The following is a 12,422-nucleotide window of genomic DNA, read 5'->3' as shown; positions in this document are numbered from 1 at the left end:
GGGAGCACAGCAGCAACAAAAGTAGATCCATCATGATGCAACAGGTACCATTTATATTCAGGGAACTTTACATAGATAAAATGCCTGGTTTTCCCCGGGGAATGAAGCCATACAAAAATTTTTCACCCGACATCAACATCATTGCCGGGCCCAATGCCTCAGGTAAAAGTTCCACTGCCCGTGTGATCCGTGAACTGATTTGGCGGAAGAAGATAAACCACACCCAGGCAGAAGCTTTTGCAGATATTGCCGGGGAAACATGGAAGATCAGGATGGATTTTGGCAATATTGAAACCCAAAGAGACGGCCAGAATGATACGCTTGCCGGCTTACCAGTTACCGAAACGGAAGGTCGCTATATGCTTGCACTTCATGAGCTGGTTAAGGCTGATGAGAAAGAATTGGCCGGTCATATCGCCAGGGAATCCATTGGCGGCTACAACCTGGATGCTGCCGAAAGTGAGCTTGGTTATTCCTATCAGGCGAGAAGTTCTACCATTTCAGAGCATAAAGCAGTTCAGGAAGCTGATAGGCATTTTAAGGACATTCAGCAAAGACAATGGGATTTAAAAAAGGAAGAGGATCGCCTTCAAAAGCTTTACAAGGACAGGTATAATGCACGTGAAGCTTCCCGGCTGAAGGATTTTTATGAGCGAGTCATTGAATATCTGGAAGCAGGCCAGGAGCTTGAGCAACAAAGAAAGATATACGAGACTTATCCGAATGTAATGGAAAAGGTGAATGGGAGTGAATATGGGCGGATACAGGAATTGGAGGAGGATATGGATAAGGCTGAACAAGGCATTAGGGAAGCAAAGAATAAGATGGCTCAATATAATAATGAACTGTCTGAGCTGAACTTGCCCGAAGAGGGTGTGAGCGATGCCATTCTGGATGAGCTGGAACAAAGAATAGCCAGCCTTGAAGAAAAAAAGCGTGAAATCCGGGAAAAAAACAATCAGGTTGAGTATTATCAAACCGAAACGAAGCAGGCATTAAAGGCCATAGATGAAGACATTGATCCGGAGCAATGGGAAGGAATTGATCTGAAAAATCTGCGCAAACTGGAGGAATTTTTACTCGAAGCCCATCAAACCATTAGTAGACATCAGTTTTTTGAAACAGAAATCGAGGAGCTGAAAAAGGCGCTTGATGATGGTGGAAATCAATTTGACAGCGAAACCCTTCAGCACGGAATAAAAACCCTTGGCTTCTGGCTTCAGGCACAAAGAAGACAAAAAGGCACTTCCAAAAAATGGGTGATCATCTTTTCTGCAGCCGGAGCCATACTGGCTGTAGCAACTTATCTTATAGGCTGGCCTGCCCTGTTTGGAATTTTATTTTTGCCTGTTCTTTCCTATTTTGCCCTTCAGGAGAAACCTTCCGAAGAAATCAATATGCGGGAAAATGATTATCATTCAACCGGCTTGCCCCTTCCTGAATCCTGGAGTGTTGATCAAGTCAATGAAACATTAAGCCATTTGATCAGTGATCTTCATATCATCAAATGGAGGGAAATCATTCACCAGAAGATCGATAGCCGAAGCAAAGAACGCGAGGCAGCAAAAAAACAGCTTGAAGAAATTAAAAAAACTTATGATCAATGGGTGCAAAAATTACAGGCTGCACCTCACCTCCCGGAGGAGGATCCCAGGAATTACAGCGGGCTTTACACGTTTGTGGTGAATCTGAACAAGTGGCAGCAAGCCCATGTGGAACTAGAAGCTTTGAAAAGTCAGTTGGAAAATTTATCGCAGAGCCACGATCAGATATTGAAACAGATCAATGCCCGCTTCCGGGAAAATTTTGTAAAGGAAGCAAAAGATGCAACCGAAGCAAGAGCCCTATACAACGACCTGAAAAAGGGGGCAGATCTCCAACGGAAAAATACAGAGGAAATCAAAGACCAGGAGGAAACCATAAAAGAAAAGCAGCAACAAATAGACAGTGATAAGAGGAAGCTCCGGGAAATATACGAAAAACTGGATGTGGATTTTGACGATAAGGAACGGGTGAGGCAGCTTGTGGAACAATTGGAAAAGTACAGAAAAGCCCGGGAAAATTATCAGTTTTCGGAGCGAAAATTGTCGGAAAAGAGGGACAGAGTCAGGGAGCATTCACTTTACGAAGAATACCGAGAAGAACTTTCAAATATCACTCCTGACCAGGCGCGGGAAAAGGCCGGAAGATATGAAGAAGAGGCAGATAAGCTGGAAAGCATCAATAAAGAGATTACCACTATTGAGACCAATATCAGCAATGCCAAACAGGGCAACGCCCTGGAAGATGCTTTAAGAAAAAAGCAAAATGCCCTTGAAAATCTGGAGACACTTTACGAATCCAATGTGGCTTCCGTTACAGGAAAACTGCTGGTAGACCGGCTAAAGCAGGAAACTAAAGAACAAAACCGACCTGCAGTATTCATTAGAGCTAAAGAATTGTTTAACCGGATTACAAGCGGACGGTACGAGCTAATGCTTGATGAACAGGATGAAGCGGCCTTTAGAGCTATGGATACTGTGTTGAGGGAAGGCCAGGATCTGAGCGAACTATCTACCGGTACCCAGATTCAATTATTGCTTTCGGTTCGGCTGGCCTATATTGAGAGTCAGGAAACATCTGTCAGATTGCCTATATTGGCTGACGAATTGCTGGCCAACAGCGATGATGCCAGGGCACGGGCAATCATCGATGCTTTGGTTGAGATCAGCAGGGAAGGCCGGCAGATCTTTTATTTTACAGCACAAGGTGATGAAGTGGCCAAATGGAAATCCTATCTTGCCTCAGTGAATGATATTGATTATAAAACCATTCCTTTAACAGGCAAACAAAATGAATCCGTTAATCTTCAGGCACAACCTGATTTTGCTTCCTTCAAACTTGAGCAGTTTCATGTTCCCTCACCTGAAGGGAAAGACCATGATGAATACGGAAAAGCACTGGAGGTACCTGCATTTAACCTACTGACTGATGAAACAGCACAGATTCACCTGTGGTATTTGCTTGAGGATAAGCAACTGCTTTATAATTGTCTGAAGAATGGCCTGGAATACTGGGGCCAGTTAGACAGCTATCTGAGAAACGGCGGCAAGCTTGAAGGGATAGAAGATCGGTGGATCAAAACATTAAGGGAAGAAGTCAATCTCCTCAGCCGGTTTCAGGAGTTATACCGCCAGGGCCGGCCCCGACCCATCGACAGAAGCGTTTTGGAACAATCGGGGGCGGTTTCTGAAAAGTTCATTGACGCAGTCAGTGATCAGCTCAAACGTGTTAAAGGCGATCCCGAAAAATTGATACAAGCTCTTAGAAACAGGAATGTTCAGGGATTCAGGGAAAATAAAATGGAAGAGCTGGAACAATATCTTCTGGAGCAGGGTTACATGGATGATCAGACACCCATGAAAGAAGAGGATATTTGGATTAACCTGAAAGCTTTGATTTCCAATCTAAGTATAGAAAACGGTGAGGCAGAAAAATTAATTGAAAGGGTTCTGAAATTATAAATGGCAATCAATAGCAATAATTTGATCATTATATTACCCTGGCAGCTTTAACCCCTGCAATAATCAAACTCCTGTCAAACTTTTGTCAAACAATCAAACTCGTGTCAAAATATTACCATATAGAAGCGCAATAATTAAGATTTTATGTTTTAGCCTTTGTCACCTTTGCGCTTCCGTTTCCCCTCCTTTTTTCTGATACGGATACACAAACCGATAGGTGCCCGGTTTGGCATCGATGACCAATTTATCCTTTTCCTGGCGGATGTTATGTATTCCGCCATTTTCTTCCAACATGCCACTGTTTACGGTAACTTTCCCTTCCTCGGCATTGGGCAGTCTGATGCTTGCTGATGTATTGGGCGGAATGACCACTTTGTAGTTAAACTTCTTTTCATTGATCTCCCAGTCGGAAATGATCTCTCCGTAAAGCGATTCATGGGAAGCTTTGGCAGAGGTCAGTCCTCCGCCGGGATGTGGCTTGAAGATGATGTGCTTGTAGCCGGGATTTTGTTCATCCCATTCAATGCCTGCCACATAGCGGTATAACCATTCTCCGATGGCACCATAAGCATAATGGTTGAATGAGTTCATTCCGGGATCCTGAAAAGTGCTGTCAGGCTTGATGCCATCCCACCGTTCCCAGATGGTGGTTGCTCCCATGGTTACAGGATAAAGCCACGACGGATACTCCTTCCGGTTCAAAAGTTTGTAGGCGGTTTCGGTTTCGCCGTATTCGCTTAATGTTGGACATAAGAGCGGAGTACCCAAAAATCCGGTGGTTAGATGGCCAAAATTATTGATCCGCTGTAACAGCCTTTCCACTCCTTTTGCTTCTTTTTCTTCCGGCAAAAGCCCGAATGCCAGACCCAGCAGATAGGCCGTCTGTGTATTTGAGGTGATGCGTGAATTGGGAGTCATGAATTCTTCCTGAAAGGCTTTTTTAACCACCTCGTACAGCAAACTGTACTTTTCGGCATCATTTTCTTTTCCGAGTACTTCGGCTGTTTTGGATAACAGTTTGGAGGACCTTGCAAAATAAGCGGTTGCGATCAGATCTTTGTATGTAGTTGCGCCGGGGTAATCGGAACGTGTGGTGTTAAAAGCCAGCCAGTCGCCAAAATGCGAACCACCTTGCCACAGATGGTTTTTCCCGGCCTGCCGGTTCATGAATTCCACCCACCGTTTCATGCTGGAATACTGGTTTTCAAGGACGCTTTGATCTCCGTAATTGGTATATACCGCCCAGGGAACAATCGTGCCGGCGTCGCCCCAGCCGGCAGCTCCGGCTCCTCCCAATACATCAGGCACCACATGGGGAATGGCCCCGTTTTCCTTTTGGTCCAGCTCCAGGTCTTTCAACCATTTGTCAAAAAAACCGGCGGTATTGAAATTGAAACTACCTGTCTGGGCAAATACCTGGGCATCGCCCGTCCATCCCAGCCTTTCATCACGCTGGGGGCAATCCGTGGGTACTTCCAGAAAATTGCCGCGCTGACCCCATTGAATGTTATGCTGAAGCTGATTGATCAGATCATTGGAGCATTCAAAATCGCCGATACGTTCCATGTCGCTGTGGATCACCATTCCGGTAAGCATATCTTTGGAAGGCTTCTTATCCAGTCCGCTTACAGCTACATATCGAAAACCCTGGAATGTAAAATGGGGTTCATATTGTTCTTTTGGGGATGCGCCTTTGAAGGTATATTCGACACATTGGTCGGCGGAGCGAAGATTCTCCGTATACAGGTTGCCTTCTTTATCAAGCACTTCAGCATGTTTTAGCCGTATGGTATTACCTTCCCGGCTTTTTATATTCAGCCTGATCCAGCCCACCATGTTCTGGCCCATGTCAAATACCGTGTCGCCTTCCGGTGTGTAGATGATTTCTCTGGGTTCTATTTTTTTTACTTTCCGCACCGGCGGAGCGTTGGATACAAAAAGGTTTTCTTTGGGATAATCATAAGTCGTGGTATTTGCCCATGCTGCATCCTGAAAGTCCGGTTCATCCCAGCCAGTTAGTTCGTTTCGGGCATCATACGTTTCACCGTTGTATATATCTGACATCTTAATCGGGCCATGTGAGGCTTTCCAGCTGTTGTCAGTAACGAAGGTTCGCTTTGTACCATCCTTGAAGGTGATTTCCAATTGCACCAAAAGAGCCAGTTTGTTGCCGTAAACATTCCGTTGATCGCCCCAGCCGAGATAACCTCTGTACCAGCCATCGCCTAGTATGGCACCGATTGCATTGGTTCCTTTTTGCAGCCTGGAGGTTACATCATAGGTTTGATAGGGCAAACGATGATTGTAACTGGTCCATCCCGGAGTAAAAACCTGGTCACCCACTTTCTCTCCGTTGATATGAAATTCATAGAGACCGAGGCTTGTTACATAAGCCCGTGCCGAGCGTACAGATTTATTCAGCGTGAATTCATTTCTCAGATATGGGGATGGTGCCGGTTCCGTAGTATCTTCTTCTAAATTGGGCGTAATAAATTCTGCTTTCCAGTCTTGCGGAGAAAGAAGACCCATTTCAAAATAAGCAGGGGAGCTCCATTCTGTCGCATCGCCTTCCTGGTCCCATATTCTAACCTGCCAGTAAACCCGCTGCCCGGATCTGAGTCCGGGACCCCCATAGGGGATGTGTATCGAACGGCCGGATTGTACTTTCTCCGTATTCCAGATCAGTTGCTTCCCTGAAGTAAGTTCCTTTTTGTTTTCGGCTGCCCGGATCTGGTAAGCCGTTTGCTCGGTGATTCCCAAATTGGGACTGATCTTCCAGCTAAACCTCGGCTCCGTTTCATCAATGCCTAACGGATTGGTTTTATATTCGCACGTCAGATCATAAATCTGATTGTTATTGTTTGCATCGTCGCCGGCGTCTCCATGAGCTGCCGGATAAATAAAGGTTGTCATTAAGATCAGTAACCCGAGTTTGTACACAAGATATTTCATGGTAAAATGTTTTTTGTTTAAAGATATATCTGGACTCAAATGTAATGAATTTGCCGGTAAATCCATTGAATTTTTCCTATAAAAAAGTAAACCCGGATGAAAGCTATGGGTTGGAAATTGTTCCAGGCTTTCAACCGTTGGATGTTTGGTTCCGGGTGATTTGAAATGTCTGTTAAATCCCCTATCTTTGGCAAATGATAACCTAAAAATCTAAATCATTATGAAAAAGTTATGTTTTCTTATTGCTGCGGCAGCGGTTTTATTCTTTTCTTCCGAACCGGCCAATGCACAAGGTGATTTTTCAAGCAAAACCATCCATATTGGGGTTATTGCCTCCGATCTGGATGAGTCCCTGGAATTTTACAAAGAAGTGGTAGGTATGAAACAGACAGGTCAGTTCAGTGTGGATGAAACCATGGCTGAAGAATCGGGGCTAAGCAACGGCGTTCCTTTTGATGTAAAAGTTTTAAAACTGGGATCCGGTGAAGAGGCCACCCAGTTTAAACTGATGAGCTTCGGGGACCGGCCGCAAAAGCAGCGTAACGATTTCATCTATGATCACAGCGGTATGCAGTACATTACCATCAATGTGCAGGACCTTTCACCGGTTATTGAACGGGTTAAAGCCCATAACATAACCATGCGGGGGAGTTCACCTGTAAAACTCGGAGAAAACAGGTATCTTTTGCTTATCCGCGACCCCGACGGCACTTTTGTTGAGCTTATCGGTCCATGGAAAGACAAATAAGAGATGTAGCCCCTTGTTTTTAACCCGAATTATGCTTGAATAATTCGGGTTAAGAACATGTGCTGGTATATTGGAAATAACATTACAATTATATTCTGTGTGTTATTATACAAAAACCCCCTCCGGATTTTTCGCCGGAAGGGGTTTTTATAAGCAGAAACCATGAAAGGAGAAAAGGTTGTGGAATCAACCTGTTACCTTTGTCTATTCTACTGTTTCTTTCTTCTTCTTTCTGAGACTTTTAGCTGCCTTCACCATGTTTTCCAATGCTGGCCATGTTTCTTCCCATTTACGGGTTTTAAGTCCGCAGTCGGGATTTACCCAAAGCTGTTTTTTGGGTATGACGTTGGCAGCTTTCCTCATGAGCGATTCCATCTCATTAGCGGGAGGAATCCTCGGGGAATGGATGTCGTAGACTCCCGGCCCGATCTCATTGGGATACTCAAAGTCCCCGAAGGCTTCAAGAAGCTCCATCTGGGACCTTGACGTTTCAATGGTGATCACATCGGCATCAAGATTGGCAATATGCTCAATGATGTCGTTGAATTCGGAATAGCACATGTGGGTATGGATTTGTGTATCATCCTGAATTCCTGACGATGCCAGTTTAAACGCATTAACAGCCCATTCGAGATAATCCTGCCAGTCTTTTTCCTTCAGGGGCAATCCTTCGCGGAATGCAGGCTCGTCAATCTGTATCAGTTTAATGCCGGCTTCTTCAAGATCAACCACCTCGTCGCGTATAGCAAGTGCAAGCTGATAGGCCGTGTCTTTTCTCGATTGATCATCCCTGGCAAAAGACCACTGCAGGATGGTAACCGGTCCGGTTAGCATACCTTTTACCGGTTTGTCTGTTAAAGACTGGGCGAAAGATGACCATTTTACGGTCATGGGTGCGTTTCTTTCCACATCACCGAAAATAACCGGAGGTTTCACACCCCTGGTTCCATAACTTTGCACCCATCCGTTTTTGGTGAAAACAAAGCCTTCAAGCTGTTCCCCGAAATATTCCACCATGTCATTCCGTTCGAATTCACCGTGAACAAGCACGTCAAGGCCGACTTCCTCCTGTTTGCTGATGGCCTCCCTGATCTTGTCTCTCAGTTGGTTTTCATACTCCTCCCGGCTGATCTCGTTCTTTTTATACTGACGCCTTAATTGTCGCACGTCTTTGGTCTGAGGAAACGAGCCGATAGTGGTAGTGGGAAACTCCGGAAGATTCAGTTCGGCAGATTGTGCTTTCTGTCTTTTGGCGAATTCACTGTTTCGTTTAAACATATCCGTAGTTACCGCATTCAGCCTTTTTCTTACCGATGATTTGTGGATTAAAGAAGAGTTTTTTCGGTCTTCTATAGCCCGTCTGTTTTCTATAAGTTTGGCTTCTGCTTTGGAGTGGAGTTCCGGATCCACCAGGTCTCTGAGTGTAACCACCTCATGAAGCTTCTGTTTGGCAAAAGCCATCCAATTTTTGATTTGTGGAGGCAGATGCTTTTCATCATCTTCAAGATCCAGATCATAGGGAACATGTAAAAGTGATGAAGAAGTGGAGACCATAATCCTTCCATAACCCAGTTCCTGAGCCGCTGTTCGGATCAGATCCAGAGAATGGTCAAAGTTGTTTTTCCAAATGTTGCGCCCGTCCACAACACCTAAAGAAAGGGTTAATGTTTCAGGCGCTTTCTTTATAACTTCCTGCAATTGCTCCTGATTTTCAACCAGATCCAGATGTAAAGCATCTACCGGCAGTTCAATGGCTGTATCCATGTTTTCATGCAAGCCCTCAAAGTAATTTGCCAGCAATATCTTTAAAGATGGAAACCCTTTGCGAATCCTGGAGTAAGCAATTTTAAGGATCTCTTTCTGTTTATCTGATATATCCATAGCCAGGTAAGGCTCGTCAAACTGTACCCATTCCGCTCCGGCATCTTGCAATTTGGTCAGAATTTCATTGTAAACCGGTAAAAGGGCTTCAATTAGATCCAGCCGGTCAAATCCTTCCTCTTTTTCCTTTCCAAGAAGGAGGAAAGATACAGGTCCGATGATCACCGGCTTGGGATTTACGCCGGATGCTTTTGCCTCGTTGAATTCGTTGATGATCTTGTCGGAATAATATTCAAACTTTTGATCACTGGTAAATTCGGGCACAATATAGTGATAGTTGGTATCGAACCATTTGGTCATCTCCATGGGTATTATGTCATGGCCTTCTTTTTGGTAACCCCGGGCCATGGCAAAATACAGGTCATTTTTGTCCAGGTGGCTAAGCACCTGGAACCGTTTTGGGATGGCTCCCACGGTCATTACCATATCCAGTATGTGATCATAAAATGAAAAATCATTCACAGGTACCAGGTCCAATCCTGCATCTTTTTGTACCTGCCGGTTATATTCACGTTGCTCTCTGCCGGTGCGGAGAACATCTTCCAATGATTGCTTCCCCGACCAGTATTTTTCCAACACTTTTTTTGTTTCTCTGTTTGGTCCTATTCTTGGATAACCTAAAATATGTGTGTGCATAGGTGTATCTCCCTTTTTTGTTTAATTTTTTGAATTAATAATTGATTTTTTTATCGGTACGACCCCTTAGGATTGCAGAGGATCGGCTATTTAAAGTACAAGCAGGGGATTATTTTTCCGCTACGTGTATAAAAAAGTCGGGGTCATTTCTTTGGTATGTTTCCTGGAAATCGCCATAAGTCTTAACTTGTTGAAATCCTGCATCGATCATTAATGATCTGGTATATTCCTTACGCAGCGGGAAAAGATTCAGATGATGGACGCTGCCGTCATTGAATTCATATTTGAATCGAACCAGGTCATCATCAATGGATTCAGGTTCTGCTTTAACATGATCACCTACATAATAATATGCATGTTTGTTGTGGAAACCATCGTCCAGAATGCCATCATAATTCCGTTGATCCAGAATTAATACCCCTTTGGGTTTCAGTACGGCATAGAATTCGGCCAGGGTTTTTCGTCGATCCTTCTCATCAAAGAGATGGGTAAATGAATTTCCAAGGCAAATTACTGCATCGTATGACTCGTGAACATGTTCGGTAAGATTGCGCCAGTCTGCAGAAATGGTCCTCAGTAATAAACCTTGCTCTCTGGCATTGTAAAAGGCACGTTCCAGCATATTGTCCATGCCGTCGGCACTGTGCACCTCAAATCCGGCTTTTAGCAACTGCACGGTATGATAACCCGTACCTGTAGCTGCATCCAGAATTTTTTTCGCACCTCTGTTTTCCAGCTCTCTGACAAAAAACTCACCTTCTCCCTTTCTTCTGCCTTCCCAATCGATTAGCTCATCCCACTTGTTGACAAAATCATTTTGATATTGCTTCTGGTAGTAGTTGGAGCTTTTTACCTTTACATTCCGTTTTTTCTTTTTTTCTTGAGTTGCCATAATCTTCTCCTGTCTTTATTTGTTTTACAATGCTATTGTTAAAAACAAAGCCGGGGAAGATTTGTTTAGCATTTCTAATTACAAATAAGCCATTTGGCTTTGTTCTATGAAATAATGCGCAATGCTCCAACCCATTTTAAGGCTTATTTTAAATAAGGAATTTTTATACAAATCTTTTCAAAAGCTTATTGTTGGGAGATTTTTTTAATTTTCGGAGCGCACCGTTTTTAATCTGACGCACCCTTTCCTTGGATAATTGCAAGGATTGGGCTATTTCGCCAAGCGATGCGGCGCGTTTTCTGTTCAATCCGAAAAATCTTTCAATAACCATGGCTTCCTTTTTGGAGAGTATCTGTAAAGCTGCATCGATCTCTTTTTTCAGGGATTCATATAACAGGTTCTGGTCCGGTGCCGGCATATCGTCGTAAGAGAGGGTGTCGAGCAGGAAATTCTCATCGGATTCTGATCCCGGGAGAGGGGCATCCAGAGAATGGTGCCGCGTTTTTATCTGAAGGGTGGAAGATACCAGATCTTCAGCTAGGTCGGTTTGGCGGGCGATCTCCTCGTCGGTGGGTCCTCTTTGGTATTTTTGCTCCAGTGTGGAGATGGCTTGGTTGATCTTGTTTACATCGGCAACTCTGTTCAACGGCAGACGGATCATCCGGGATTGTTCCCCCAGAGCTTGTATGATGGCCTGCCTGATCCACCAAACCGCATAGGAAATGAATTTGAACCCCCGGGTTTCATCAAATCTTTTTGCTGCCCGGATCAATCCAAGATTGCCTTCATTGATCAGGTCCGGTAGACTCATTCCCCTATATTGGTATTGTTTGGCCACAGATACCACAAATCTCAGATTGGCAAGGGTTAACTTTTCTAAAGCCTGATCATCGCCTTTCTTGATCCTCCGGGTTAGTTCCACCTCTTCCTGGGGAGATAACAGCTCGTATTTGCAAATATCCTGAAAATACTTATCAATCGAATCAATGGTTCGATCGGTAACCTGCTTGGATATGATTAATTGCTTCATCTTTTTACATATGAGCCATGCATTTATTACCTTCCGAAATTACGTTTCCGTGGTTTGGCAATGTTGACCTTTACATGCCTGCCGTCAATTTCCTGACTGTTCATTGCCTGTATGGCTTTTTTCCCCTCATCGTCGTTCTTCATTTCAATAAAGCCATACCCTTTACTTTCCCCGGTTTCTTTATCCTTGATGATTCTTACTGAGGAGACTTCCCCGTATTTCTCAAATATCTTTCTCAATTTGTCTTCATCAACAGTAAAATTGAGGTTTCCAATGTAAATGTTCATAGTTTTCCGATTTGATGTTTGCAATTATTTTCTGAGCTTTGGATTTGTGTGTTTATTCCAAAATATTGGATATTCCTGATACTTCAATTTAAACTCAAATTGAAGTTGCTTTATTGTAGATTCTGAAAAAGTTTGAGCGTCCTGAAAAATTGAAAATCCATGTCGCCTGGGTATTTTCATATTGACTGATGATTATAAAAGTAAATTTTTTTGATTTTCAATAAATAGAAACAAAAACAGACGATAAAAATAGTATAAATTTTAATATGAAAATGGTTTTGTCTTAAAATTAAAAATGTAAAAAGAAAATGCATTTTTTATCCTATTATTACTATATTAACACCTTCCAAATCATGTTAAATTTTCAATGAAACCCGCATCTAGGAACCTTCACAACAAGGACATGAGTAGCATGCGGGTTCCATGGTAATACAAGCAAAGTTTGTAATTTTGGTAAATAAATCAATTTGAAATTCAATTTTTTAATAAACTG

The 12,422-nt window shown here is 43.4% G+C and carries 7 protein-coding genes; 2 read left to right on the top strand and 5 right to left on the bottom strand.

The features are described 5' to 3' along the window. The first annotated feature begins 32 nt into the window (after window positions 1–32). Window positions 33–3,503 carry a hypothetical protein gene (locus KGY70_10010; GenBank protein ID MBS3775511.1) on the top strand — a complete coding sequence of 1,157 codons (3,471 nt, stop codon included), beginning with the start codon at window positions 33–35 and terminating at the stop codon, window positions 3,501–3,503. 159 nt (window positions 3,504–3,662) lie between these two features. Here KGY70_10010 and KGY70_10005 read toward each other — a convergent pair whose 3' ends face one another. Further along, the gene (locus KGY70_10005; protein ID MBS3775510.1) at window positions 3,663–6,455 is read right to left on the bottom strand and encodes a family 78 glycoside hydrolase catalytic domain; all 2,793 of its coding nucleotides are present in this window, start codon (window positions 6,453–6,455) and stop codon (window positions 3,663–3,665) included. A 220-nt stretch (window positions 6,456–6,675) separates the two neighbouring features. Between KGY70_10005 and KGY70_10000 the strand changes: the two genes are divergently transcribed. Next, on the top strand, window positions 6,676–7,203 hold the full coding sequence (locus tag KGY70_10000) for a VOC family protein (protein ID MBS3775509.1): 528 nt from the start codon (window positions 6,676–6,678) through the stop codon (window positions 7,201–7,203). 204 nt (window positions 7,204–7,407) lie between these two features. Here the strand turns inward: KGY70_10000 and metE are convergent, their stop codons facing one another. The 4 genes from metE to KGY70_09980 all read right to left on the bottom strand — a co-directional run bounded on the left by metE (window position 7,408) and on the right by KGY70_09980 (window position 11,929). Further along, complete coding sequence (gene metE / locus KGY70_09995; protein MBS3775508.1) at window positions 7,408–9,720, bottom strand: 5-methyltetrahydropteroyltriglutamate--homocysteine S-methyltransferase; 2,313 nt, start codon at window positions 9,718–9,720, stop codon at window positions 7,408–7,410. A 109-nt stretch (window positions 9,721–9,829) separates the two neighbouring features. Beyond that, window positions 9,830–10,612: a class I SAM-dependent methyltransferase gene (locus tag KGY70_09990; protein ID MBS3775507.1), complete on the bottom strand. Its 783-nt coding sequence runs from the start codon at window positions 10,610–10,612 to the stop codon at window positions 9,830–9,832. A 163-nt stretch (window positions 10,613–10,775) separates the two neighbouring features. Then, window positions 10,776–11,642: an RNA polymerase sigma factor RpoD/SigA gene (locus KGY70_09985; GenBank protein ID MBS3775506.1), complete on the bottom strand. Its 867-nt coding sequence runs from the start codon at window positions 11,640–11,642 to the stop codon at window positions 10,776–10,778. 26 nt (window positions 11,643–11,668) lie between these two features. Then, window positions 11,669–11,929, bottom strand: coding sequence for an RNA-binding protein (locus tag KGY70_09980; GenBank protein MBS3775505.1), 261 nt, complete (start codon window positions 11,927–11,929; stop codon window positions 11,669–11,671). Window positions 11,930–12,422 lie beyond the last annotated feature (493 nt).

Source organism: Bacteroidales bacterium (assembly GCA_018334875.1).
In the GTDB taxonomy this organism is placed as follows: Bacteria; Bacteroidota; Bacteroidia; order Bacteroidales; family UBA12077; genus JAGXLC01.
Note: the sequence above shows the minus strand (reverse complement) of the source record. Positions and strands in the feature narration are given on the sequence as shown.

Bases quoted from the DNA above. Each gene is read 5' to 3' on its own strand.
- KGY70_10000 (MBS3775509.1), top strand. From the start codon at position 6,676: ATGAAAAAGTTATGTTTTCTTATTGCTGCGGCAGCGGTTTTATTCTTT.
- KGY70_10005 (MBS3775510.1), bottom strand. From the start codon at position 6,455: ATGAAATATCTTGTGTACAAACTCGGGTTACTGATCTTAATGACAACC.
- KGY70_09980 (MBS3775505.1), bottom strand. From the start codon at position 11,929: ATGAACATTTACATTGGAAACCTCAATTTTACTGTTGATGAAGACAAA.
- KGY70_09990 (MBS3775507.1), bottom strand. From the start codon at position 10,612: ATGGCAACTCAAGAAAAAAAGAAAAAACGGAATGTAAAGGTAAAAAGC.
- metE (MBS3775508.1), bottom strand. From the start codon at position 9,720: ATGCACACACATATTTTAGGTTATCCAAGAATAGGACCAAACAGAGAA.
- KGY70_09985 (MBS3775506.1), bottom strand. From the start codon at position 11,642: ATGAAGCAATTAATCATATCCAAGCAGGTTACCGATCGAACCATTGAT.
- KGY70_10010 (MBS3775511.1), top strand. From the start codon at position 33: ATGATGCAACAGGTACCATTTATATTCAGGGAACTTTACATAGATAAA.